The sequence below is a fragment of the Streptomyces sp. ATCC 21386 genome (assembly GCF_018728545.1).
GTDB lineage: Bacteria > Actinomycetota > Actinomycetes > Streptomycetales > Streptomycetaceae > Streptomyces.
The window spans coordinates 3,711,915-3,734,809 of the sequence record NZ_JAAVVL010000001.1 but is presented as its reverse complement, the minus strand read 5'-3'; the positions used below and the strand labels follow the sequence as shown (position 1 = coordinate 3,734,809).

Sequence of the window (22,895 nt, the reverse complement as noted above, 5' to 3'; positions counted from 1 at the left end):
GCGGAGGCCCTCCGCGCGATCAACCAACCCGGAATGACGGAGAGTTCGCCAATATCCACAATGTACGGAGCGAACGTGATCACTTCGGCGCCGCCGCCCGACCTTCTGTGTCGTTTCAGTCCGCACGCCTTCACCGGGGTCGGAGGCCGTGCCCGCCGTGATCAGATGCCGTGCTTCTTCAGGATCGCCTCGATGTCGCTGAAGTCGTCCGCGCCGGACGCTCCGGAACCCGCCGCCCGAGGGGTCGCCGCCGGGCGCGCCGCCGGCCGGGCGCCCTGGCCGAGCGAGGGGGCCGAGGCCGTCGGGGCTATCGCCTCCGTACGGGACGCCTTGGCCTCCTTGCGCTCCTTGCCGGTGACCCCGCGGCGCCGCTCCACGGCGCGGGTGGTCATGAACAGGAACCAGGCGGCCCCGAGCACACCGAAGCCGGCCCACGCGGTCGGGCTGAACGCGGTGTCGGCCAGCCACTCGACGACTCCGGTCATCACCAGACCGAGCGGAACGAGCGAGTAGGCGGCGATACGGGCCGCCCGGAGGAACCGCTTCCGATACGCCGTGATCGCGGCGATGCCCAGGCCCGCCGCTGAGACGGCGGCGCAGACTGTCTCGGCAATCATCCGGTCCTCCAGGCGGTGCTCGGTCGGGCGTTCGCGGTGCGTCCCTTCCATCCTGCACCGCCAGGCGTCCGATATGCCATGGTCCGGGGAGACCTCAGGGACATCTCCGGGTCGTCTCGGGGTCGGTGTGCACGCCGTGGCCTCGACCGGGCCACGTCCGGGCGCGGGCCCGGAAGCTGGGAGACTGATCCCATGAGCGACTCCTCCCCCGTGCCCTCCGCCGTCGTCCTGGACGTCTGGTGCGAACTCCAGTGTCCCGACTGCCGCGGCGCCCTCGACGACATCCGCGCGCTGCGGGCCCGCTACGGCGACCGGCTCGACGTACGGCTGCGGCACTTCCCGCTGGAGAAGCACAAGCACGCCTTCGCCGCCGCGCAGGCCGCCGAGGAGGCAGCGGAACAGGGGCAGGCGTGGCCGTACGTCGAGGCCGTGCTCGGCCGGGTCGAGGAGCTGGACCGGGCGGGAGAACCGTTCCTGGTGGAGGCGGCCCGTGAACTCGGGCTGGACGCCGAGGAGTTCGACACGGCGCTGATCGACGGCCGGCACATCCTGATCGTCGACGCCGACCAGGCCGAGGGCAAGGCGATCGGCGTGACGGGCACGCCCACGTACGTCATCGGCGGCGAGCGCCTCGACGGCGGCAAGAGCCAGGAGGGGCTGCGCGAGCGCATCGAGGAGATCGCCGACCGGCTGCTGGCCCAGAGCGCCTGAGCACCGTAGGCCGCCGACGAGGCGCCGACGGGGCACCCGTGATCCACGCGGCCCGCTGTCGGGGGGCACGCGCCCTTGAGGGCACTCCAGCCGGGGCCACGCTCCCCCGTTGCCGGGCCGGGACCCGGGCGCCCCACGACCGTTCAGAGCAGCGGCTTGGAGAGGTGGTGGCTGGTCGTCTCGTAGCCGAGGGAGTCGTAGAGGCATTCGGCCCGGAAGTTGCCCGCGAAGACGTTGAGTCCGATCTCGGGCTTCCCGGCCGCGATCGCCTGGGCCTCTGCCAACAGCATCAGTGTGCGGCCGTGGCCCTGGCCCCGGTGGGCGGCGTCCGCCTCGACGTCGTACACGAAGGCCCGGTCGTCGGTCAGCCACAGCCAGAGGGTGCCGACCCTCGTGCCCTCGTGCTCCAGCACGCTGCACAGGTTGTTCGGCGAGGCCACGCCCTGCGGGAGACAGCGCTCGTAGTCCAGGGCGGCCTTCGCGTACGCCTCCGCCTCGGGCATGCCGCGGGCGATCCAGTCCTGGGCGTAGCCCTCGAGCCCGGCTTCCTTCCAGGGCCTGTACTCGGCCTTCGTCATGGGCCTGCCCCTGCTGCCCTCGGGCAGTTCGGGCGGGGTGCCGCCGAGGGCCTTGCGCATGTTCCGGTTACGCAGGACGTACCCGAGCGTCTGGGCCAGCCGCAGGGCGGGCTCGGCCCCCGCCGGTACGGACACCTCGATCCGCCGGCAGCCCCAGCCGCGGGCCACCTCCTCGGCGGCGAGCGCCGCCACGGTGGCACGGCCCCGCCGCCGGTCCGGCTCGTCGATGCGCAGGTCCAGGATGCACGCGGCCGTCGATCCGGGGTCGGGGCGGGTGCCGAGGTGTATCTCGCCGACGGGACGGCTGTTGACACATACCTGGTAGCGACGCGAGCGCGTCCCGTCGGCGGCCTGCTGAAGCGGCTCGATCGGCCGCAGGGTGGTGGTCATCAGGGGTGTTCTACCCGCCGCGGCGCGAGGAGTCCGCTGAATATCGTCAGCATTCTCGGGACCGCGTGAAGGGGTCCGGATCACGGATCCAGGTCGTCGCCGGACCGCTCGTCGAAGACACGCATCGCCTTGGCCGTCACCGGGCCCGGCGCGTTCGGCAGCTCGCGGGCGTCGACACGGTGCACCGCCTGTACGTCGCGCAGGCTCGACGTCAGGAAGATCTCGTCGGCGCGGTCCAGGACGTCCAGCGGCAGGTCGGTCTCGCGGGCGCCGGTCCACTCGACGACGAGGGCGCGGGTGATGCCCGCGAGGCAGCCGGAGGCGACCGGCGGTGTGTGGAGTTCTCCGTCGAGGACGACGAAGACGTTGGAGCCCGTGCCCTCGCAGAGCTGCCCGACCGTGTTGGCGAACAGCGCCTCGGAGGCGCCCTGTTCGTGGGCGCGGGCGAGGGCGACGACGTTCTCCGCGTACGAGGTGGTCTTCAGGCCGGTGAGGGCGCCGCGCTCGTTGCGGGTCCAGGGGACGGTGATGGCGGCGGTGGAGTCCGCCCGCCGGACGGTCTCGCCGAGGGCGACGACCAGCGTCGGGCCGTGGTCGCCCCGGTCGGAGCCGAGCGGGGAGAGGCCGCCGGTGTAGGTGATGCGCAGCCGGCCGAGCGCGACCGGTTCCGCCTCCAGGACGGCGGAGCAGGCACGGCGCACCTCGTCGAGGTCGGGCTCGGGCAGACCGAGTCCGCGCGCCGAGAGGGCCAGCCGGTCGAGGTGGCGGGTCAGCGCGAACGGTCGGCCCCCGACCGCCTTCACGGTCTCGAAGACGCCGTCGCCCACGGTCAGTCCGTGGTCGAGGACGGAGACACGGGCGGAGTCGGTGTCCTGCAGTCCGCCGTCGAGCCAGATCTTCACGTAAGGGTCCTCCCACTCGCCTCGTACGTCCCCGACGCTACCGCGAGCAGCCGGGCGGCCTTCAGCTCGGTCTCGCGCCACTCCGCCTCGGGGTCCGATCCCCAGGTGATGCCCGCGCCGGTGCCGAAGCGCAGTTCGCCCGCCGCCCGGTCGATCCAGAAGGTGCGGATGCCGACGGCCAGCTCGGCGGTGCCCCGGTCGGCGTCGACCCAGCCGACTCCCCCGCAGTACGGGCCGCGCGGGGCGGTCTCCAGGGCGTCGATGATCCGCAGGGCGCTCGACTTGGGCGCCCCGGTGACGGAGCCGGGCGGGAACGCGGCGGCGAGCAGTTCGGGCCATCCTGCGTGCTCGCGCAGTTCACCGCGCACCAACGACACCAGGTGCACCAGCCCCGGGTGCTTCTCGACGGCGCAGAGGTCGGGGACGGTCACGGTGCCGGTGGCGCAGACCTGCCCGATGTCGTTGCGGACGAGGTCGACGATCATGACGTTCTCGGCATAGTCCTTCTCCAGGAGGTCCGCCTCGGTGGCTCCGGTGCCCTTGATCGGACCGGATTCGACGAACTTGCCGTCGCGGCGCAGGAAGAGCTCGGGGGAGGCGGTGGCGATCTCGACGCCGTGCGCCGGGAGGCGAATCGTTCCTGCAAACGGGGCCGGATTGCCACGGGCCAGCAGCGCGGTCAGGGCGTCCACGTCGGCGTCCGGTGCGACGGGCGCCGACAGCACCCGGCAGAGGTTCGCCTGGTAAACCTCACCGGCGGCGATGTGCTCACGGATCCGGCGTACACCCGCCGTGTACGCGGCGCGGTCGAGCGACGACGTCCAGTCGCCGACGCGCGGCCCGCGCCACTCCCCCGGCACGGGGGCGGGCGCGGGCACGCGACGTACGTCACTGAAGCGCGCGCAGACCAGACCACCCTCGTAGTCCGCGCACACGGCCCAGAAGCCGGAGGAGTCCAGGGCGGCGGCGTCGCTGGTCACATCGGTGAGACCGGTGGCCACGAGGTTGCCGAAGCGGGCGAGCGGAGGGAGGTCGGGCACGCAGTCGAGTCTAGGACGGGTGCCCTGCGGGCGGGCCCGGCCGGGTCCCGGACTGGACGCAGCGCAGCACGCTGCACAAACGCGTTTTTGTACTGGCCCCGGAATCCGCTAGAGTTCAACTCGTCGCCGGGACGCGGAAGCGAAACGGAAACGACAAGCGGACGTAGCTCAGTTGGTAGAGCGCAACCTTGCCAAGGTTGAGGTCGCCAGTTCGAACCTGGTCGTCCGCTCGCAGGAAGGTGGGGGATCTTCTTGAACCCCCGCACTCCTGGTGGAGTGGCCGAGAGGCGAGGCAACGGCCTGCAAAGCCGTCTACACGGGTTCAAATCCCGTCTCCACCTCCAAGGACGATTAGCTCAGCGGGAGAGCGCTTCCCTGACACGGAAGAGGTCACTGGTTCAATCCCAGTATCGTCCACTGAGGCCTGTCGGCCTCTGGAGCCCTACGGCTTCGCCCCGCGCGATTAGCTCAGCGGGAGAGCGCTTCCCTGACACGGAAGAGGTCACTGGTTCAATCCCAGTATCGCGCACGCAAGATCCACAGCCCCGGCTGTGATCCCGAGGACGATTAGCTCAGCGGGAGAGCGCTTCCCTGACACGGAAGAGGTCACTGGTTCAATCCCAGTATCGTCCACACACACCGAGCCCCCGGCCGTCTCGTACGGCCGGGGGCTTCGTCGTGCGGGCGCTCGTCGTGCGAGCGAGGGGCGCGGGTGCGCCCCACGCGCCTCAGCTGGAGAACAGCATGTGGCCGAAGCCTCGGTTGTGGTGACCCCCGTGGTGGCCGCCGTGGTGCCCACCATGGTGACCGCCGTGCGGGGCGCCCCAGGCCGGGGCGTTGTGGCCGCCGCCCGCCGGGTACTGCGGGGCGGCCGGCGGCGGAGGGACGCCCGGGCCACCGGCCCACTGGCCCTCCAGGCGGGTCAGCGCCTCCAGCTCGCCGTAGTCGAGGAAGATCCCGCGACAGCCGCTGCACTGCTCGATCTGGACGCCACTGCGGTTGTAGGTGTGCATCGGCGCATGGCACTTCGGACACTGCATGTGCATGGTTCGGTTCAACTCCTCGCCGTTCGGTCCTGCTTCGCGTTACGCCAGGACAGACACTGTCCGGCTCCGGTCGGTTGCACCCTACTTCGGGAAAGGATCCACCGACTCCGGCGGGATGCTTCCCATTCGGTCGCATGCGTCCACAACGGACTGCTGCGCGTCGTCGAGGGGGTGACCGGCGGCGGTGGACTTCGCGATCGCCAGGGCCGCGGTCTGCGCGGTCAGTGCGCGAGCCGGTACGTCCAGTGAGGGCCAGGGGTCGCCGTGCGGGGGGACCGCGGGGCCGCCGGCCCGCTGGTACGCGGCGAGGAAGCGGGCCCAGTCGTCGGGGTGCAGGAGGCCGCACGCGAACCAGGCAGCCGGGCGGGCGAGGTCCCAGGCGGGGACGCCCACGCCCAGGTCGTCGACGTCGATGAGGCGCCAGGGACCGGTCGTCGCGGGGTGGCGGACCAGTTGTCCGAGGTGCAGATCGCCGTGACAGAGGGTGGCCGTGTCCGGCATGGGTGCCTCGTTCCTGGCCCAGGCGGGGAGGGTGCGCCAGGCGCGGAGGATCGAGGGCGTGGCGGGGTGCCGGGGCGCTGTGGCTTCGAGGCGGGCGATGGCACGGGCGGCCTTGTCCGGGCCGCGCATGGGCGGCAGGCCCGGAGACGGGGGCTGCCGGTGGAGGCGGGCGAGGAGGGTGGCCGCCTCCTCCCAGGGGGCGGCCTCCGGGGTGTCGGGGTCCACCGGGCTGCCGTACGGCCAGAACGTGACCAGGCGTCCGTGGAGGGGGGTGGGGGTGGGGTCGAGGGGCGCCAGGAGAATGTCGGGGTGGGAGCCGGCGACGGTCAGGAGGAGGGCCAGCCGGGTGGGTTCGGTGTCGGGTGCGTGGGCCTTGGCGACGGTGTTCGCGTGGCGGACGACCGTGCCGTCGGGGCGCTGCGCGAGAACCGTGTCGGGGTGGGCGCAGGAGGTGGGGTGGGGGTGGGCCGCGCGTCGCACCTTGGCCCTCAGGGCGGGGAGTACGTCGCCGTCGGCGTCGGCTGTGGCGGTCATGGGTCCCCCTGCGGATGTCGTACGGCGCTGCGGGTGAGCGTACGTCCGGGTGCGGGGTGGTGGGCCGGGGGGAGGTCCCGCTGCTCGGCGGTCACGATGCGCCGCCTGTGCCCACCCGCGCCGCCCCGGCGGCACGACCCCGCAAGAAGCGTGGAGTGGGGTGCGGGGAAAAGTGCCGGGGGTTGGTCTTGGGCACGGCAACGCCCGCGCAGCTCCCCAGCTGCGCGGGCGTTTATTTGCCGTCCGCCGCACCCCCGTCCCCACGGGGTTTCATGGATGGATGTCCCCGCCCGGACCGCTCTTCCGGGCCTGGGGTCGCCGCTCAGCGCCCCAGCATCACACCCACGGACGACGCTTGTGTGACCACTGCTTCCCAGCCGCCGAAGGCGTACACGAGCAGGGCCGCCAGGGGGAGGACCATCGCGGTCGCGACCAAGGGGTGGCGACGACCCGCGCGGCGGTCGGCGGTGAACACCCTGCGCTCCCGTGTGCGGATCGCGGTCCGCGGTGCCGTGTGGGCCATGGTCCCTCCTCTGACTTCTCGTAGGTCTTGCTCTGTCGTTGGCAGCGGCGGGTGTCTGACCTCGGGGGACGAGTGCTGCACCCGCCGCTTGACCTCAAATCTAGGCGCGCGGCCCGTCCGGGTCGTCATGCCCTCGTACCGATTGCCGGGCCTCCCCGAGGATGAGCGGTGACGTGCGATGTACTCCCCAGGGTGGAGACGGGGTCCTAGGTCTCGGGGTCTTCCCGGAGGGGACGTCCGGTCTGCCCCCTGTTGTCACTCGGTCGTCACGCCGTCCGCTCCGAGCCGTCCTCCCGGGGCACCGGCTGTTCGACCAGGGCCAGGACCCTGTTCGCCATGAACCTGGCCGTTCGGACCACCGATCCATTGCGGGTGACTTCGCTCACTTCCACAACACCTCGGCGTACCGCCGTCTCCACCCGGCGGCCCGCCCTGCTCGCGATCACCTCGTAGGTGCGCGTCGTGTCCCCGGCGTCGACGACTATCTCCACACGGTCACCCTTCACGGGTTCAATCCCCCTTCTGTGGTGGGTGGTTGGGATCACAGGGAGCCCAACACCGGCCCGAACTCCTGTTCCCTGACCACCCTTCAAGTTTCCCACCCGGCACTGACAATCGATCGGGTCGTGAGGGCGCGGCCTCTGCGCACGCCCGGCCGTGGAAACGTAAGCTGTGGCTCGTCAGACGGAACGGGCAGCGGGGATGAACATGGCGATGATGCGCCTGAGGCGCGAGGACCCGCGCGTCGTCGGCTCGTTCAGGATCCACAGACGGCTCGGCGCGGGCGGAATGGGCGTCGTCTACCTGGGCTCCGACCGGCGTGGACAGCGCGTCGCACTCAAGGTGATCCGGCCGGATCTGGCGGAGGACCAGGAGTTCCGGTCGCGATTCGCGCGCGAGGTGTCGGCGGCTCGGCGGATCAGGGGCGGGTGCACCGCCCGGCTGGTCGCCGCCGATCTGGAGGCGGACCGCCCGTGGTTCGCCACGCAGTACGTACCGGGGCCTTCGCTGCACGACAAGGTCGCCGAGGAGGGGCCCATGTCGGCCGCCGACGTGGCCGCCGTCGGCGCCGCCCTCTCCGAGGGGCTCGTGGCCGTGCACGAGGCCGGGGTCGTGCACCGGGATCTGAAGCCGTCCAACATCCTGCTGTCCCCGAAGGGGCCGCGGATCATCGACTTCGGCATCGCCTGGGCGACGGGAGCGTCCACTCTGACCCATGTCGGCACGGCCGTGGGGTCGCCCGGGTTCCTCGCGCCCGAGCAGGTGCGCGGGGCCGCGGTCACACCGGCCACGGACGTCTTCTCCCTCGGGGCCACCCTCGCCTACGCGGCGACCTCCGACTCACCCTTCGGACACGGCAGTTCGGAGGTCATGCTCTACCGGGTGGTGCACGAGGAACCGCAGTTGCGCGGAGTGCCCGACGCGCTCGCCCCGCTGGTCCGCGCCTGTCTGGCGAAGGACCCGGACGAGCGGCCCAGCACCCTGCAACTGTCGCTGCGGCTCAAGGAGATCGCCGCACGCGAGGCACAGGGGCTGGCCGATGTCCGCCCGCCCGCGCCGCGCGGCGATCCGGACCGGCCCTCGGGACGGCTCGCGGAGCAGTACGTCGACCAGCGGACGTTGCGGCAGCCGCCGGAGACGCGGCGGGCGCAGCCGGGCGCGGCGGGGACGCCGTCGCCGCGCACCGGGGGTGGCTCCCGGACGGGTGGGGGTGGCGGTGCACGCACCGGTGGCGGCTCGCGGTCGGGTGCGCGGCCCGCGCCGTCGCGCAACACCTCCGGGTCGTCGCGCCACACCTCCGGGTCGGGGAAGCGGCCCGCGCCGCGCAGTGGTGCGGGGCGGCCGGGGCCGCGGACCAACGGGACCGGGCGGCGGCCCGCCAATCCCCGGCTGTTGCGGCAGCGGCTCGTCGTGTTCGTCGTGGTGACGTTGCTGGCCGCGCTGGGGATCGCCACGGCCCAGGGGTGTCAGGGGCCGTCGCGGGGGCTCGGGGACGACGGGCTCCGGACCGAGCGAGCGGTTGTGGAGTCGGGCGGCAGTTGAGAGGTGCTCCGGGCAGTCGGAAGACAGAGCTCGGGCCGCCGTTCGGTCGTTCGCCGCCGCGAGTGCACGGGTGCGTGGGGGCTGGTCGCGCCGTTCCCCGCACCCCTTACGGGGCCGGGTGGGGGCGGCCCGTCGCCACCGCGTAGAAGGCGACCGCCGCCGCCGCGCCCACGTTGAGGGAGTCGACTCCGTGGGCCATCGGGATGCGGACCCATTCGTCGGCGGACATCAGGGCCTTGGTGGAGAGGCCGTCGCCCTCGGCGCCGAGCATCAGGGCCACGCGGTCCATACGGTGCGGGGCGGTCTCGTCCAGGGACTTCGCCTTCTCGTCCGGGGTGAGGGCGAGAAGGGTGAAGCCGGCGTCGCGTACGGCGTCGAGGCCCTTGGGCCAGGTGTCGAGACGGGCGTACGGGACCGAGAAGACCGCGCCCATGGAGACCTTGACGCTACGGCGGTAGAGCGGGTCGGCACAGTTCGGGGAGAGCAGGACCGCGTCCATGCCGAGGGCTGCGGCGGAACGGAAGATCGCGCCGATGTTGGTGTGGTCGTTGACCGACTCCATGATCACGACTCGGCGGGCGGCCCCCAGGAGCTGGTCGGCCGTCGGCAGCGGTTTGCGCTGCATGGACGCGAGGGCGCCCCGATGCACGTGGTAGCCGGTGACCTGTTCGGCGAGCTCGGGGCTGACCGCGTAGACGGGGGCCGGGAGTTCGTCGATGACGTCGCGCATGACGTCGACCCACTTCGCGGAGAGCAGCATCGAGCGCATCTCGTAGCCGGCTTCCTTGGCCCGTCTGATGACCTTCTCGCCCTCGGCGATGAACAGGCCTTCGGCGGGTTCGCGTCTGCGGCGCAGCTCCACGTCGGTCAGGCCGGTGTAGTCGCGCAGGCGCGGGTCGTCGGGGTCCTCAACGGTGATGAGATCGGCCACAGGGTGATACTGCCTTGTCCTGGGTGTGGTGCCAACGGCTCGGGGCGGGTGGGTTACCGGTGGTTACAATTCCGCTCCCCTTGATCCGGGGGCGTCTCCCGGGGTCTACGCGGACGACCCGGGGCCCACCTTCACCACCTCACCGATGACGATGACCGCCGGCGGCTTGACCTCTCTCGTCCGCACGGTCTCGGCGACGGTGGCGAGGGTCGCGTCGACCCGGCGCTGGGCGGCCGTGGTGCCCTCCTGGATCAGGGCGACCGGGGTGTCCGGGGACTTGCCGTTCGCCACCAGGGTCTCCGCGATCCGGCCGATCTTGTCGACACCCATGAGGATCACGAGGGTGCCGGTGAGGCGTGCCAGGGCCGGCCAGTCCACCAGGGAGCGCTCGTCGTCGGGGGCCACATGACCGCTGACCACGGTGAACTCGTGGGCGACGCCCCGGTGGGTGACCGGGATGCCGGCCGCGCTCGGGACCGAGATCGAGCTGGAGATGCCGGGGACGACCGTGCACGGGATGCCTGCCTCGGCGAGGGCCTGGAGCTCCTCCATCCCGCGACCGAACACGTACGGGTCGCCGCCCTTGAGGCGGACGACCGACTTGCCCTGCTTCGCGTGTTCGATCAGCGCGTTGTTGATGGCCTCCTGGGCCATGAAGCGGCCGTAGGGGATCTTCGCCGCGTCGATCACCTCGACGTGGGGCGGGAGTTCGGCGAGGAGGTCGCGGGGGCCGAGACGATCAGCGATGACGACGTCGGCCTCGGCGAGGAGGCGGCGCCCGCGCACGGTGATCAGGTCCGGGTCACCGGGGCCGCCGCCGACGAGGGAGACGCCGGGGGTGCGGGTGCGGTGGTGGGGGGCGACGAGGGTGCCGTCGCGCAGGCCCTCGACGACCGCGTCACGGATGGCGGCGGTGTGGCGGGGGTCGCGGCCCTCGGCGCGGGCGGTGAGGACGGCGACCGTGACGCCCTCGCTGTGGCCGGTCGCGGGGGTCCAGGCGGTGGCCTCCTCGGCACTGTCGGAGCGCACGCACCAGATGCGGTGGCGCTCCGCCTCGGCGGACGCGCGGGCGTTCGCCTCCGGGTCGCCGGTGGCGATCAGGACGTACCAGGCCTCGGCGAGGTCGCCCTCCGCGTAGCGGCGCTTCTCCCAGGTCAGTTCGCCCGCGTCCACCATCGCCTCCACGGAGGGCGTCGCGCTCGGCGAGACCAGGACGATGTCGGCACCGGCCGCGATGAGGGCGGGCAGACGGCGCTGGGCGACCTGGCCGCCGCCGATGACGACCACTCGGCGGCCGGCGAGGCGGAGGCCCACGGGGTAGGCGGGGTGTTCGGCCATGAGGGTGCGGCTCCCTGCGGGGCTTCGTGCGGGTGAGGTGCGCTGCGGCTGTGGAGCGACCCTGACGTGCGGATTCTAAGGGGCGGGTGGGGGGTGGGGCTCAGCAGGTGCGTGGCTGAGCGCCGTTGTCGAGTTCAGCCCGGCGGACGGTGGTATCCACCCTCCCCCCTGCTTGCTTCTCCTACTTCTCGGTCACCCCCGCCGAGTCGAACGTCGCCACCTCGTGCATGGCTCGTGCCGCGCTCTGGACCACCGGGAGGGCGAGGAGGGCGCCGGTGCCCTCGCCGAGGCGAAGGTCGAGGTCGACCAGGGGGCGCAGGCCCAGTTTCTGGAGGGCGGCCACGTGGCCCGGCTCGGCACTGCGGTGGCCCGCGATGCACGCGGCGAGGACCTCGGGAGCGATGGCGCGGGCCACCAGGGCCGCAGCGCCGGCGCTGACGCCGTCGAGGATCACCGGCGTACGGAGGGAGGCGCCGCCGAGGAGGAGGCCGACGATGGCGGCGTGTTCGAAGCCGCCGATGGCCGCCAGGACGCCGATGGGGTCGGCGGGGTCCGGCTGGTGGAGTTCGATGGCACGGCGGACGACCTCGGTCTTGCGGGCGAGGGTCTCGTCGTTGATGCCGGTGCCTCGGCCGGTGACCTCGGCGGGGTCGGCGCCGGTGAAGACGGCGATCAGGGCGGCGGACGCCGTGGTGTTGGCGATGCCCATCTCGCCCGTGAGCAGCGCCTTGTTGCCGGCCGCCACCAGGTCGCGGGCCGTCTCGATGCCCACCTCGATGGCCTGCTTGGCCTCCTCGCGGGTCATCGCGGGGCCGGTGGTCATGTCGGACGTACCGGCGCGGACCTTGCGCGGCAGCAGCCCCGGGGTGGCCGGGAGGTCGCTCGCCACGCCCACGTCCACGACGCAGACCTCGGCGCCCACCTGGGCGGCGAAGGCGTTGCAGACCGCTCCCCCGCCGAGGAAGTTGGCGACCATCTGGGCCGTCACCTCCTGCGGCCACGGGGTGACGCCCTGGGCGTGGACACCGTGGTCGCCCGCGAAGATCGCGACGGCCGCGGGCTCCGGGATCGGCGGCGGGCACTGACGGGACAGCCCGGCCAGCTGGGCGGAGATGATCTCCAGCATGCCGAGGGCGCCGGCCGGCTTGGTCATGCGCTTCTGGCGTTCCCACGCCTCGCCGAGCGCCTTGGCGTCCAGCGGGCGGATACCGGCGACGGTCTCGGCGAGGAGGTCGTGCGGCTCGGCGCCGGGCAGGGCGCGGCGGCCGTACGTCTCCTCGTGGACGACCCAGGACAGCGGGCGGCGCTTGGCCCAGCCCGCCTGCATCAGCTCGGGCTCCTCCGGGAACTCGTCCACGTACCCGACGCACAGGTACGCCACGACCTCCAGGTGTTCGGGCAGGCCGAGGGCGCGGACCATCTCACGCTCGTCGAAGAAGCTGACCCAGCCGACGCCGAGGCCCTCCGCGCGGGCCGCGAGCCACAGGTTCTCGACCGCGAGGGCGGACGAGTAGGGCGCCATCTGCGGCTGGGTGTGGCGGCCCAGGGTGTGGCGGCCGCCGCGGGTCGGGTCGGCGGTGACGACGATGTTGACCGGGGTGTCGAGGATGGCCTCGATCTTCAGTTCCTTGAACTGCTTCGCCCGGCCCTTGGGCAGCGACTTGGCGTAGGCCTCGCGCTGGCGCTGGGCGAGTTCATGCATGGTGCGGCGGGTCTCGGCCGACCGGATGACCACGAAGTCCCACGGCTGCGAGTGGCCGACGGAGGGGGCCGTGTGGGCGGCCTCCAGGACACGGAGCAGCACGTCGTGCGGGATGGGGTCGGAGCGGAAGCCGTTACGGATGTCCCGGCGCTCCCGCATGACCTTCAGGACGGCCTCGCGCTCGGCGTCGTCGTAGGGGGGCGCGGCCGGACCGGTGGGCTGCCGCGCCTCGTCCCTCACGTCTTCGGGTGCTTCGTCCACCGGGGCCGCGCTCTCTTCGGCTGATTCCACTGCTTCTGTCTCCGGCGCCGTCGTCTCGTCGTCCTCCTGGCCGGCGGCCCTGGTGTCGAGGTCCTCGGCGTTCTGGACGACGTCCGGGTGGGCGTCGGCCGCCGCGAGGGGCTGCGGTACGACGATCGTCTCGGCCTCGGAGTCCCGGGGGGCGGGGACCCTGGCGGCCACGGGCTCGCCCTCCGGCTCCGGCGCGCCCTCAGCCGTCTCCGCCTGTGGTTCGGGCGCGTCCGTCTGCCCCTCGGCGGCCGGGAACTCGGCGGCGGCGGGCGTCGGGGTGCCGTCCTCGGGGAGCGGCGGAACCACCAGCCCCTGGGGCGGGGCCGGCTGCGCGGCGGTGGGCACGGAGCCGTCGGCGGGCGTGGGATGTCCCGCCGACCGGTCGGTGTCGGTCTCGGTCTCGGGCTCCTGGGAGCTCACCGCGAGGGCCGGGGCGTCGGCCTCGGGCTCGGCCGGGGGCTGGATGACGGCGCCCTGCGGGGCGTCGACCCCGGAGGCCGGAGCCGCCTGGGCGTCTGCGGCGAGCGGCTCGGCGGCCGAGGGGTCCACGGAGGCCGGGTCCACGGGCGTGGGTTCGGCCATGGGCTCGGCGTGGTCGGCGGGAGGCGGGACCTCGCCGGTCGACTCGTCGGCGAGGGCTGGGGCGGGCGCGGGGGCTTGGGCGTCCGCGCCCTCGGTCGGCTGGACCGCCGCGTCCGCTTCCGTGGCCCCCGGCTCGGCGAGGGCGTCGGAGGCGAGGGGCTGCGCGGGCTCCGGCTGCGGGTCGGTCACGGCGGCCTGCGCCGCCACGGCCCGGTCCTGGTCCTGGTCCTGATTCGGGTCCTGGTCCTGCGTCTGGTTTCGGGCCGGGTCCTGGTCCTGGTTCACCGGGTTCGCGGCGGGTGCGTCCGGCTCGGTGACGTGCGGGTCCTGGGCCATGGGGTGCGCAACCGGCTGGTCCGTCTCCGTCGGCTGGGGCTCCTCGGCTGCCGCGGTCTGCGCCGACTCCGCGGGGACCTGTGCGGGATCGATGTTCGGGGCCATGCCCGGCTGGACCTCGGCGGTCTGCTCGGCCGGGGACGCGGCGGCGTTCTCCCCGTCCGGCGCGACGGTCGCGGTCTGCGGGTCCGGGGTGTCGGTGGAGGCCGGTTCGTCGGGCACGGCGGTCGGCGTCTGCTGCTGCCCGGGAGCTGTCGCGGGCTGCTCAGGGGTCGCTGCCTCTGCCGGTGGCATCGCCGGGTCGGCGGTCCCGACTTCGGGCTGCGACGGCGCGGGCGCCTCGGCGGGCCGGTCCTCGGCGGAAGCGTCGCCCGGGGCGGCGGCCTCCGTCTCCGGTGCGGGCCGGGGGGCGTCCTGTGCCTCGTCGGCGGTCTGTGCCGCGATCGGCTCCGGGTCCTGGGCGGCCGGGGGGAAGGGTGTCGCTTCCGGTGCCTGTGCGGCCTCGGCGTCAGCGGCGGTCTCCTCGGCGACCGGGGCCTCGGCGACCTGGGCGTCGGGAACCTGGGCCTCGGGAGTCATCGCGGCCGGCTCGGGCTGCGGCGGCGCGGCCTGAGCGGGCTCTTCGACCGCCTCGGCACCGGCCGCGCCCTCGGCTGTCTCCGGAGCCGTGGGCGCGGCGGCGGCCTCGGGGGCGGGGCTCTGGTGCTGGTCGGCGGCGGGTGCTTCCGCGGCTTCCGGGGCCTGAGCGGGCTCGACGACCGTGGGTGCCTCGGCCGACTGCGGGGCCTCGGCCTCGGCCTCAGCCGTGGCCTGGGCCGCCTGCGGAACCTCGGCGGCAGTGCCGGCGGCATCGGCGGCCGCGACGCCGGCATCGGCGACCGTGGCCTCGACATGGGCCGCCGGCGCTTCGGTCGGCTCCGGAAGCTGCTCCTCGACGGTCTCCGGGGCTTCCGTGACCTCGGAGGCCTGGAGCTGTGCCGCGACCGGCGTCCCGACCGCCTCCGGGGTGCGGAACTGGGCGGCCGCCGCCTCCTGGGCCAGGGCGTAGGCGGCGTCCTGAGCCTGGTGGAGGGCCTCGGGGTCCTGGGTCTCCTCGTCGGCCGCCGCGCCCTGCGGAACCTCCGCCGCCAGGGGCGCCTCGGCCACGGCCACGGACAGGTGCGCCTCGTGCGGAACGACCGTTTCTGCGGCCGCTCCCCCTGCGCCGACTCCCGGCGCGGGAGCTGCCTGGGCGGGGGCACCCACCCACTGCGACACGGGCTGCGGGGTCCCGTCGAGGTACTCCGGGCCGGTGGTGGAGGGGCCTGAGTGGCGTGCGGCGCCCGGCGGCACGGGAGCGCCGGCCGGGCCACGGTCGGCGAGGGAGCGGACCGGGCTGGCGGAGGCGTCGGGGGTCGGCGGGCCGAGGTGCAGCGGGCGGCGGGCCACCGGCGGCTGCGGGACGGGCGTCGCGACGGGGGTACGGACGGCACTGAGGTCGTGCGCGCCGCTGTCGCGGCCGGACATCTCGTGCGGGCCCGGCTCGTGGACGACCTGGACGACGGGCTCGGGGGCGGGCGGCGGCATCTCGTTGCCCCACGCGCCCTGGGCGCCCGGCAGCAGAAGGTCCTCGTCCTCGGCGGCGGTCTCGGAGAGGTAGGTGTACGCACCCGGCGCGGGGACGCCCGGCTGCTCCACCATGCCTGCACTCTCCGGCAGTCCCTCGCCCGGGACCTGGCCGGTGTCGGTCATGCGTACCCCTCGCCCATCGGTTAGTGCCTCCATGCCAGCTGGCCCGGGAACGGCGCACCTACCGCCCCACTGTGGAGAACGAGCGTGCGTGCCCAGCGGCACGTGACGACCCGCCTGCATGTCGACAAAGCCATTGAAGGGCCATTGTCCCGGTCGTCCCCCCGTCGCGACAGCTTGATCCGCGACGGTCCGCTGTGGACTGCGCCACGTTGCGCGTCCTCCCCGTTGCGCCGTACCACACACGCTCCCAAACCGGGCGCGTTTTTAGGACATTGACCGACGAAGTGCCGGGTGTCGAAGTGCGGTACGACAGTCGGCCAGCCTACCGCGCCGGTACGACAACCGGATCACGGGGAACGTTCGGGCAGAGTCGCGCTGAGCAGGAACGCGACGCTCCGTTCCCTCTCCGTCCAGGCCCTTGTATCGAGTTCGACGGACTGGACGAACTCGCAGCGGACCTCGTACCCGTGCTCGGCCAGGTCGCGTCCGATCCGTTCGGCGGCGGGGCGGGTGAGCGCGTGGGTGACGATGCACTGGGGGCGGCGGTCCGCGACGGCGGAGACGACTGTCGCTCCCCCGCCGCCGACGCGGACGACATCGGGTTCGGGCAGGTTCTCCAGGACGTGCGGGGCGGCGCCGTGGACCACTTGGAGCTGGACGCCGAAGCGGCGGGCGGCGAGGGTCGTGCGGCCGCAGGCCTCGGGGTCGCGGTCGACGGCGATGACGGCGGCCCCGCTGCGGGCGGCCTCGGTGGCGAAGGCGCCGCTGCCGGAGCCGATGTCCCAGACGAGGTCACCCACGCGCGGGCCCAGGCGGGCGAGTTGGGAGGAGCGCAGCAGTTCCGCCTCGCCCTCGCCCGGAGCGGCGCCGTAGACGTGGGACGGCTGCGCCCAGCCGCGCGGTCCGGTGGCGAGGTCGCGGCCCGCCAGCCAGCCGCCGCCCTCGGCCGCGGCGGCGGGGCCGCCGATGGCGATGACGAGGTTGGGATCGCGCCAGGTGCGGTCGACGGCCCTGTCGGAGCTGAGGACGGTGACCCGCTCGCGTTCCGTGCCGAGTTCCTCGCAGACCACGAAGGTGCGGTGAACTCCTTCGAGCAGCAGGCCCAGTTCGGCGGGTCCGGCGCCGGGCGAGGTGAGGACGGCGACCTTGGCGTGGGCGCGGCACACGTTGACCGCGCGGCGCAGCGTACGGCGGTGGGCGACGACCACCTGGGCGTCGTCCCAGGGCATGCCCGCACGGGCGAAGGCGGCGGCCACCGAGGAGACGCCGGGGACGACCTCGACCTCCAGGCCGAACTCGGGGGCCCTGAGGGTGCGGACGACGCCGAAGAAGCCCGGGTCACCGTCGGCGAGGACCACGGCGGTGCCGCGGTGGCCGGCGATGCGGCGGGCGGCGAGGGCGACACTGCCGAGGCGGATGCGTTCGGCGGCCGGGGGCACCTCGGGCAGGGCGAGGTGGTGGGCCGCGCCGGCCACCAGTGTGGCGGCCGCGAGGGCGGAGCGCGCCGCGGCGGTCAGGGGGGAGCCGTCCCAGCCGATCACCGTGACCCGGTCGGCCATCGTCGTCAGTCTCCAGAGGGTCTTCGCAGGTCGTCGGTTTGCCCGCTCGGGGTCCCGTGAGGGTACCTGGTGACGGGGTGGGCCCCGGCGGCCGGGCGGCGGCCTCGCGCTTACCCGTGGGTTGTTCAGTTCCAGTCCGAGTAGGAGCCGAAACCACCGCTGTCGGCCAGTTCCTCGCTGACGCCCTCGATGTCCTCGGGGAGCAGGCTCCAGACGATGAAGTCCGTGCGGATCTCGGTCCAGCCGTCCTCGGCGGTGCGGGTCCGCGCTATGCAGGCGTTGCGCAGCACTCCCTCGCTGATACAGCCGATCTTCTGCGCGACCTGCTGGGAGGCGGTGTTGTCGGCGGCGGTGCGCAGCTCGATGCGTTCGAACTTCTGCTCGCGGAACAGCCATTGGGCGGTGGCGAGTGCGGCTTCGGAGGCGTAGCCCTCGCCGCGCGCCCAGGGGGCGACGACGTACGAAAGCTCCGTGGCCCGTACGTGCCAGTCCGTCGTGGTCAATTGGATGACGCCGACCAGTCGCTGGGTGAGGAACTCGGTGACCGCGAGGTCGAGGCCGCGTCCGGAGGTGCGTTCGGTGGGCGCGTATTCGGTGATCCAGGTACGCGCCTCACGTTCGGTGAAGGGTTGCGGGACGTCGGTCCAGGCCATCACCTGTTCGTCGTTCATCATCTCGGTGAACGCCTGGATGTCGTCCTCGTCGAACGGGCGCAGAACCAACCGATCCGTGCTGATGGAGATGTCGGGAAAGGTGCTCGTCATGCGCCGCTCCGTAACCTTCGAAAACTTTGAGAGCCTGCTGAACTGCCCAGCATGCAGCATGAAAGCACTGAATCGCACCCACGGGTCCACTCCCCGTGAGGGAGCGGACCCCATGCGTGGCGATACGCCGTATACGTACGGTCGGAATATGTACGGATCGGAGAACGGATCGCAGGACGGTCAGAAGGACGGGATGACGGAGCCGTTGCTCCACTTGTCCTCGATGAACTTCCTGACCTCGTCCGACGTGAGCAGCTCGGCGAGCTTCTCGACGCGCGGGTCGTCCTCGTTGCCCTCCTTGACGGCGAGGAAGTTGCCGTTGGGGTTGTCCTTGGCCGGCTCGACGGCGAGGGCGTCGTCGGCGGGCGAGAGGTCGGCCTCCAGGGCGTAGTTCCCGTTGATCACCGCGGCGTCGACATCGTCCAGGGAGCGCGGGGTCTGAGCCGCCTCCAGCTCCTTGAACTCGAGCTTCTTCGGGTTCTCGGTGATGTCGGCGGGGGTCGCGTCGGTGCCCACGCCGTCCTTGAGCGTGATGATCCCGGCGGAGTCGAGGAGCTTGAGCGCACGCGCCTCGTTGACCGTGTCGTTCGGGACGGCGACGGTCGCGCCGCTCTTGAGGTCGTCCTTGCTCTTGACCTTGTTCGAGTAGAGGCCGAGCGGCTCCAGGTGCACGGTGACGACGGGCACGATGTGGGTGCCCTGCTTCTTGTTGAAGTCGTCGAGGTACGGCTGGTTCTGGAAATAGTTGGCGTCCACGGAGCCGTCCTCGGTCGCCGTGTTCGGCAGGACGTAGTCGGTGAACTCCTTGACCTCCAGGTCGAGGCCCGCGTCCTTCGCCAGGTTGTCCTTGACGAAGTTCAGGATCTCGGCGTGCGGGGTGGGGCTGGCGGCGACGATCAGCGGGCCGCTCGTGTCGGACGCGCCGTCGGTCTTGTCCGCGCCGCAGGCGGTGAGTCCGAGGGTGAGGGCTCCGGCGGCGAGCACGGCGGTGGTGAGCTTGGCGGTGTTACGCACGAAAAGTGCCTTTCCTTTTGGGTGGAGCGGTCCCGTCTTGGGTGGGACGGGAAGACTTCGAGTGGCCGAGGAACGTGTTCAGGTTTTGGTGGCCCCGGGCGCGGTGGGCTCGGCCTTGGCCCTCAGCAGCCGGAGTGCCGGTGCGGGGCCGGACCGGCCGCCACGGCGGTGCAGGGCGCGGGCGGTGTGGTCGCCCGCGAACTGGATGGCGGAGATGACGGCCGCGAGGACCGCCACGGTGATCCACATCAGTTCGGTCTCGAAGCGCTGGTAGCCGTAGCGGATGGCGATGTCGCCGAGGCCGCCCGCGCCGACGGTGCCGGCCATGGCCGAGTAGCCGATGAGGGCGACGACAGTCGTGGTGGCGGACGAGATCAGCGAGGGCAGGGACTCGGGGACCAGGACACTGCGGACGACGGTCCAGGTGTTGCCGCCCATGGCCTGCACGGCCTCGACGAGCCCGTGGTCCACTTCACGGACGGACGTCTCGACGAGGCGCGCGAAGAACGGGATCGCGCCGATGGCGAGCGGCACGATGGCGGCCTCGCGGCCGATGGTCGAGCCGGTGACCCAGCGGGTGAAGCCCATCAGCGCGACCATCAGGATGATGAACGGCATCGAGCGGGCGATGTTCACGATCTGCCCGATGACCTTGTTGGCGAGGACGTGTCGCAGCAGGCCGCCTCGGTCGGTGAGGACCAGCAGGATGCCGAGCGGGAGTCCGCCGACGATCGCGATGAGGGTGGACCAGCCGACCATGTAGAGGGTGTCCCAACACGCCTGCTCCAGCAGGGGTCGCATCTCGGACCAGGTCACTTGGCACCTTCCTTCGCGGGCGTGGACGTCAGGGATGTCGGGGCGGTCGTCGATGCGGTAGTCCGGGTCTCCTGGCCGACCACGTCGATCTGGAGGCCCTTCTCGCGCAGGAAGCCGACGGGGACCACGTTGTCCTCGTAGCGGCCGGGCAGTTCGATGCGCATCCGGCCGATCTGGAGGCCGCCGACGGTGTCGAGGGCGGCGCCGAGGATCGAGATGTCGATGTTGTACGTGCGGGAGAGCTGCGAGACGACCGGCTGGGTCGCGGCCTCGCCCTGGAAGGTGACGTCGAGGACCGTGCGGTCGTCGCCGGTGGCCTCGCCGCCGACCGGGAAGAGCGCGGCGGCCAGTTCGGACCCGGGAGTGGCGAGCAGTTCGCTGACCGTGCCGGACTCGACGATGCGCCCCTTCTCCATGAGGGCGGCGGAGTCGCAGATGCTCTTGACGACATCCATCTCGTGCGTGATGAGCAGGACGGTCAGGCCCAGCTGCCGGTTCAGGTCCCGCAGCAGCGTCAGGATCGAGCGCGTGGTCTCCGGGTCGAGGGCGCTGGTGGCCTCGTCGGAGAGGAGCACCTTCGGGTCCCCGGCCAGTGCGCGGGCGATGCCGACGCGCTGTTTCTGGCCGCCGGAGAGGTGGGCCGGGTAGGCCCTGGCCTTGTCGGCGAGGCCCACGAGGTCGAGCAGTTCCAGGGCCTTGCGGGAGCGCTCCTGGCCCGACCTGCCCAGGATCTCGAGCGGCAGCTCGACGTTCTCCTGGACGGTGCGGGAGGAGAGCAGGTTGAAGTGCTGGAAGACCATGCCGATCCGGCTGCGCGCCTGCCGGAGCTGCCGCCCGGCGCGGGGGCCGCGGCCGGCCAGGGCGGTGAGGTCCTGGCCCGCGACGGTCACGGTGCCGGAGGTGGGGCGTTCGAGGAGGTTGACGCAGCGGATGAGCGAGGACTTGCCGGCGCCGGACTGGCCTATGACGCCGTACACCTCGCCCTCGCGGACATGCAGACCGACGCCGTCGAGGGCGGTGACCTCGCGGCCACGACCTCGGTCGGCCCGATAGATCTTCGTCAGGCCCGATGTGGTGATCACTGGATTTCCGTCACTGTCGAGTGCGCGGGCGTGGGTGTGCCCGGGCACGGGTGCAAGCGGTCAGGGACGCGACACGGTTCTCGCGGTGGCGAGGGAACCGGAGGAGAACAGGTGCGCGGGGAGGCTCTGTTCCGTCACGCGCGGCGGCGTGCGGGGCCTTCTAGAAGGCGCACATTCGACACATACAACGAGCACCGGGCGTCATCGTCGCCTCGGTCGCAAGGGTGCGGCAGCTCGTCGTGGTCATGAGATCAGTAAAGCAGATGTATGTGGCAGGTGAGCGAGGGCTGTCCGCATTACGGACAGGGGTACGTTACGTTTCCGCAGGTGCAGGATGGTGTCGTCCACCCTGTGGGCATCCGGCGCTGTGGCCAAGGCCACGGTGCGCGCCTCGGGGGCTTCCTGGTCCGGGGCCGGGCGCGGCGGGGGTTTTGTGCCGTACTAGGGTCGCGGCATGCTTGTTGCCCTGACGGTGACGACCGCCGTCGCCGCGCTCCTGCTCGCCGCGTGGTGCGGCTGGGCCGCGTATCGCGATCAGCCGACCAAGGACTGGCACTTCATCGGCATGGCCGTGGTGTCGGTGCTGGCCCTCGTCCAGCTGGTCGTCGGGATCGTGCAGCTGGCGCGCGGGGAGAAGCCGGAGCAGGGGGCCACGATCTTCGTCTCCTACCTCCTCGGGGCGTTCGCCTGTGTCCCCGTGACCGGCTTCATGTCACTGGCGGAGCGGACCCGCTGGGGCAGTGCGACCGTCGCGGCCGGGGGCGTGGTGCTCGCCGTGCTGCAGGTGCGGCTCTATGACATCTGGGGAGGCTGACGTGACCGCCACGGACGAGGTGCCGCAGCGGGAGAGGCCGACACGCCTCATCGGCGGGCCGGGGATGCTGCTGGTGTGGCTGTACGGCGTGATGGTCGTCGGGGCCGTCTCGCGGTCCGCCGTGCAGATCTCGACGGAGTTCGAGCACGCGCCGCTCGCGTACTCGCTGTCCGCGCTCGCCGGTGTCGTGTACGGGTTCATCACGTACTCGCTGGTGCGGGGCGGGGAGTTCGCCCGGAAGGCCGCGCGGCTGTGCTGCGCGGCCGAGCTGCTGGGTGTACTGGTCGTGGGCACCTGGACGATGGTCGAACCGTCCGCCTTCCCGGACGCGACCGTGTGGTCCGACTTCGGCATGGGGTACCTGTTCATTCCCGTGCTGCTGCCCATCACCGCGATGTACTGGCTCACCAAGGGCGCGCGGGCGCCCCGATAGGGGCGCGGGGAATCGCGCGACGAGCCGCCACGGACCGGGTGCCGCCACAGGGACCCGACGCGGCACCCTCCACCGGGCGCTCCTTCACGCCGTCGTGGCGTACGTCTCCGCCGGCTTCTCCAGCACCACCATCGGTACGCCGTCCTGGCCCTGGCTGGTGCCGACCGTCTCGTAGCCCACCCGGCGGTACAACCGGAGGTTGCCCTCGCTGCGGTGGCCCGCGCTGAGACGGAACCTGGTCGCGCCGCGCTCCTCGGCGAGGGCCGCCTCGGCGGCTCGCAGGAGCCTCGCGCCGATGCCGTGACCCTGGAGGCGCGGGTGGACGCAGAGTTTGCCGATCGCGGCGGTGCCGTCGGCGTCGAGTGCGCCGCGCACGGAGCCGATCACCTCGTCCCCGAGCCTGGCCACGAAGACACAGGCCGAGGCGACCTCCGCACGGACGGAGTCGAGGCTCTCGACGAGCGGATCGATGCGGTAGTTGCCGTACAGTGCCGCCTCGCTCTGGAAGCACAGGTACTGCAGCCTGAAGATCTGCTCGGCGTCCTGCTCGGTCGCCACCGAGATGGTCACGCTCATGCCCATGTGTGCACGCCTCCCGCTCACCTGCTCACCCGATG

At 72.4% G+C, this 22,895-nt stretch carries 21 protein-coding genes and 5 tRNA genes; 9 read left to right on the top strand and 17 right to left on the bottom strand.

Features of this window, described 5'->3' with window-relative positions:
- Positions 1-161 precede the first annotated feature (161 nt).
- Positions 162-617, bottom strand: coding sequence for a hypothetical protein (locus GWK25_RS16330; protein ID WP_215450938.1), 456 nt, complete (start codon positions 615-617; stop codon positions 162-164).
- A 192-nt stretch (positions 618-809) separates the two neighbouring features.
- On the opposite strand from GWK25_RS16330, the gene GWK25_RS16325 reads away from it, so the two are divergent.
- Complete coding sequence (locus GWK25_RS16325; RefSeq protein WP_215450937.1) at positions 810-1,328, top strand: DsbA family protein; 519 nt, start codon at positions 810-812, stop codon at positions 1,326-1,328.
- 143 nt (positions 1,329-1,471) lie between these two features.
- On the opposite strand, the gene GWK25_RS16320 is transcribed toward GWK25_RS16325, so the two are convergent.
- The 3 genes from GWK25_RS16320 to GWK25_RS16310 form a co-directional block, all read right to left on the bottom strand.
- Positions 1,472-2,296, bottom strand: coding sequence for a GNAT family N-acetyltransferase (locus GWK25_RS16320; RefSeq protein ID WP_215450936.1), 825 nt, complete (start codon positions 2,294-2,296; stop codon positions 1,472-1,474).
- A gap of 80 nt (positions 2,297-2,376) precedes the next feature.
- On the bottom strand, positions 2,377-3,198 hold the full coding sequence (locus GWK25_RS16315; RefSeq protein WP_215450935.1) for an aminotransferase class IV: 822 nt from the start codon (positions 3,196-3,198) through the stop codon (positions 2,377-2,379).
- Positions 3,195-4,238 carry a chorismate-binding protein gene (locus GWK25_RS16310; RefSeq protein ID WP_215450934.1) on the bottom strand — a complete coding sequence of 348 codons (1,044 nt, stop codon included), beginning with the start codon at positions 4,236-4,238 and terminating at the stop codon, positions 3,195-3,197. Before GWK25_RS16310 ends, GWK25_RS16315 begins: the two co-directional genes overlap by 4 nt.
- Positions 4,239-4,395: 157 nt before the next feature.
- On the opposite strand from GWK25_RS16310, the gene GWK25_RS16305 reads away from it, so the two are divergent.
- The 5 genes from GWK25_RS16305 (at position 4,396) to GWK25_RS16285 (ending at position 4,871) form a co-directional block, all read left to right on the top strand.
- Positions 4,396-4,468 (top strand) — tRNA-Gly (locus GWK25_RS16305).
- A gap of 40 nt (positions 4,469-4,508) precedes the next feature.
- Positions 4,509-4,582, top strand: a tRNA-Cys gene (locus tag GWK25_RS16300).
- 1 nt (position 4,583) lies between these two features.
- A tRNA-Val gene (locus tag GWK25_RS16295) sits at positions 4,584-4,655 on the top strand.
- 40 nt (positions 4,656-4,695) lie between these two features.
- Positions 4,696-4,767, top strand: a tRNA-Val gene (locus tag GWK25_RS16290).
- A gap of 32 nt (positions 4,768-4,799) precedes the next feature.
- Positions 4,800-4,871, top strand: a tRNA-Val gene (locus GWK25_RS16285).
- Between the two features lie 95 nt (positions 4,872-4,966).
- Here GWK25_RS16285 and GWK25_RS16280 read toward each other — a convergent pair.
- The 4 genes from GWK25_RS16280 to GWK25_RS16265 all read right to left on the bottom strand — a co-directional run bounded on the left by GWK25_RS16280 (position 4,967) and on the right by GWK25_RS16265 (position 7,348).
- Positions 4,967-5,278: a zf-TFIIB domain-containing protein gene (locus GWK25_RS16280; protein WP_184898708.1), complete on the bottom strand. Its 312-nt coding sequence runs from the start codon at positions 5,276-5,278 to the stop codon at positions 4,967-4,969.
- A gap of 87 nt (positions 5,279-5,365) precedes the next feature.
- The gene (locus GWK25_RS16275) at positions 5,366-6,319 is read right to left on the bottom strand and encodes a phosphotransferase family protein (RefSeq protein WP_215450933.1); all 954 of its coding nucleotides are present in this window, start codon (positions 6,317-6,319) and stop codon (positions 5,366-5,368) included.
- A 322-nt stretch (positions 6,320-6,641) separates the two neighbouring features.
- Positions 6,642-6,842, bottom strand: a complete 201-nt coding sequence (locus tag GWK25_RS16270) for a hypothetical protein (protein WP_215450932.1) — start codon at positions 6,840-6,842, stop codon at positions 6,642-6,644.
- Between the two features lie 266 nt (positions 6,843-7,108).
- On the bottom strand, positions 7,109-7,348 hold the full coding sequence (locus GWK25_RS16265) for a hypothetical protein (RefSeq protein ID WP_033532621.1): 240 nt from the start codon (positions 7,346-7,348) through the stop codon (positions 7,109-7,111).
- Positions 7,349-7,544: 196 nt separating this feature from the next.
- Here GWK25_RS16265 and GWK25_RS16260 point away from each other — a divergent pair, with 196 nt between their 5' ends.
- The gene (locus tag GWK25_RS16260; protein ID WP_215457397.1) at positions 7,545-8,885 is read left to right on the top strand and encodes a serine/threonine-protein kinase; all 1,341 of its coding nucleotides are present in this window, start codon (positions 7,545-7,547) and stop codon (positions 8,883-8,885) included.
- 106 nt (positions 8,886-8,991) lie between these two features.
- Here GWK25_RS16260 and GWK25_RS16255 read toward each other — a convergent pair whose 3' ends face one another.
- From GWK25_RS16255 to GWK25_RS16220, 8 genes are all read right to left on the bottom strand, one after another.
- Positions 8,992-9,816 (bottom strand): RNA methyltransferase, encoded by an 825-nt coding sequence (locus GWK25_RS16255; RefSeq protein WP_215450931.1) that lies wholly within the window; start codon positions 9,814-9,816, stop codon positions 8,992-8,994.
- Between the two features lie 105 nt (positions 9,817-9,921).
- Entirely contained in the window at positions 9,922-11,154 is a 1,233-nt protein-coding gene (gene cobA / locus GWK25_RS16250; RefSeq protein WP_215450930.1) for a uroporphyrinogen-III C-methyltransferase, read from the bottom strand.
- A gap of 181 nt (positions 11,155-11,335) precedes the next feature.
- Positions 11,336-15,796, bottom strand: coding sequence for a nicotinate-nucleotide--dimethylbenzimidazole phosphoribosyltransferase (gene cobT / locus GWK25_RS16245; protein WP_215450929.1), 4,461 nt, complete (start codon positions 15,794-15,796; stop codon positions 11,336-11,338).
- A 347-nt stretch (positions 15,797-16,143) separates the two neighbouring features.
- Positions 16,144-17,355, bottom strand: a complete 1,212-nt coding sequence (gene cbiE, locus GWK25_RS16240) for a precorrin-6y C5,15-methyltransferase (decarboxylating) subunit CbiE (protein ID WP_215450928.1) — start codon at positions 17,353-17,355, stop codon at positions 16,144-16,146.
- Positions 17,356-17,480: 125 nt separating this feature from the next.
- Entirely contained in the window at positions 17,481-18,119 is a 639-nt protein-coding gene (locus GWK25_RS16235; protein WP_215450927.1) for a GNAT family N-acetyltransferase, read from the bottom strand.
- A gap of 180 nt (positions 18,120-18,299) precedes the next feature.
- Positions 18,300-19,133 (bottom strand): MetQ/NlpA family ABC transporter substrate-binding protein, encoded by an 834-nt coding sequence (locus GWK25_RS16230; RefSeq protein ID WP_215450926.1) that lies wholly within the window; start codon positions 19,131-19,133, stop codon positions 18,300-18,302.
- Between the two features lie 78 nt (positions 19,134-19,211).
- The gene (locus tag GWK25_RS16225; RefSeq protein ID WP_215450925.1) at positions 19,212-19,949 is read right to left on the bottom strand and encodes a methionine ABC transporter permease; all 738 of its coding nucleotides are present in this window, start codon (positions 19,947-19,949) and stop codon (positions 19,212-19,214) included.
- Positions 19,946-21,031 carry a methionine ABC transporter ATP-binding protein gene (locus GWK25_RS16220; protein ID WP_215450924.1) on the bottom strand — a complete coding sequence of 362 codons (1,086 nt, stop codon included), beginning with the start codon at positions 21,029-21,031 and terminating at the stop codon, positions 19,946-19,948. Before GWK25_RS16220 ends, GWK25_RS16225 begins: the two co-directional genes overlap by 4 nt.
- Positions 21,032-21,485: 454 nt before the next feature.
- On the opposite strand from GWK25_RS16220, the gene GWK25_RS16215 reads away from it, so the two are divergent.
- Both GWK25_RS16215 and GWK25_RS16210 read left to right on the top strand, forming a co-directional pair.
- Entirely contained in the window at positions 21,486-21,845 is a 360-nt protein-coding gene (locus tag GWK25_RS16215) for a hypothetical protein (protein WP_215450923.1), read from the top strand.
- A complete protein-coding gene (locus GWK25_RS16210; protein ID WP_215450922.1) occupies positions 21,826-22,278 on the top strand; it encodes a hypothetical protein in 453 nt (150 codons plus the stop codon). The genes GWK25_RS16215 and GWK25_RS16210 overlap by 20 nt, the downstream gene beginning before the upstream one ends.
- A gap of 84 nt (positions 22,279-22,362) precedes the next feature.
- Here GWK25_RS16210 and GWK25_RS16205 read toward each other — a convergent pair whose 3' ends face one another.
- The gene (locus GWK25_RS16205; RefSeq protein ID WP_215450921.1) at positions 22,363-22,860 is read right to left on the bottom strand and encodes a GNAT family N-acetyltransferase; all 498 of its coding nucleotides are present in this window, start codon (positions 22,858-22,860) and stop codon (positions 22,363-22,365) included.
- Positions 22,861-22,895 lie beyond the last annotated feature (35 nt).

What these genes read in the sequence shown, in the direction of transcription:
- GWK25_RS16330 (WP_215450938.1), bottom strand. Translation starts at nt 617, where the DNA reads ATGATTGCCGAGACAGTCTGCGCCGCCGTCTCAGCGGCGGGCCTGGGC.
- GWK25_RS16325 (WP_215450937.1), top strand. Translation starts at nt 810, where the DNA reads ATGAGCGACTCCTCCCCCGTGCCCTCCGCCGTCGTCCTGGACGTCTGG.
- GWK25_RS16320 (WP_215450936.1), bottom strand. Translation starts at nt 2,296, where the DNA reads ATGACCACCACCCTGCGGCCGATCGAGCCGCTTCAGCAGGCCGCCGAC.
- GWK25_RS16280 (WP_184898708.1), bottom strand. Translation starts at nt 5,278, where the DNA reads ATGCAGTGTCCGAAGTGCCATGCGCCGATGCACACCTACAACCGCAGT.
- GWK25_RS16275 (WP_215450933.1), bottom strand. Translation starts at nt 6,319, where the DNA reads ATGACCGCCACAGCCGACGCCGACGGCGACGTACTCCCCGCCCTGAGG.
- GWK25_RS16270 (WP_215450932.1), bottom strand. Translation starts at nt 6,842, where the DNA reads ATGGCCCACACGGCACCGCGGACCGCGATCCGCACACGGGAGCGCAGG.
- GWK25_RS16260 (WP_215457397.1), top strand. Translation starts at nt 7,545, where the DNA reads ATGAACATGGCGATGATGCGCCTGAGGCGCGAGGACCCGCGCGTCGTC.
- cobA (WP_215450930.1), bottom strand. Translation starts at nt 11,154, where the DNA reads ATGGCCGAACACCCCGCCTACCCCGTGGGCCTCCGCCTCGCCGGCCGC.
- cobT (WP_215450929.1), bottom strand. Translation starts at nt 15,796, where the DNA reads ATGACCGACACCGGCCAGGTCCCGGGCGAGGGACTGCCGGAGAGTGCA.
- cbiE (WP_215450928.1), bottom strand. Translation starts at nt 17,355, where the DNA reads ATGGCCGACCGGGTCACGGTGATCGGCTGGGACGGCTCCCCCCTGACC.
- GWK25_RS16235 (WP_215450927.1), bottom strand. Translation starts at nt 18,119, where the DNA reads ATGACGAGCACCTTTCCCGACATCTCCATCAGCACGGATCGGTTGGTT.
- GWK25_RS16215 (WP_215450923.1), top strand. Translation starts at nt 21,486, where the DNA reads ATGCTTGTTGCCCTGACGGTGACGACCGCCGTCGCCGCGCTCCTGCTC.
- GWK25_RS16210 (WP_215450922.1), top strand. Translation starts at nt 21,826, where the DNA reads ATGACATCTGGGGAGGCTGACGTGACCGCCACGGACGAGGTGCCGCAG.
- GWK25_RS16205 (WP_215450921.1), bottom strand. Translation starts at nt 22,860, where the DNA reads ATGGGCATGAGCGTGACCATCTCGGTGGCGACCGAGCAGGACGCCGAG.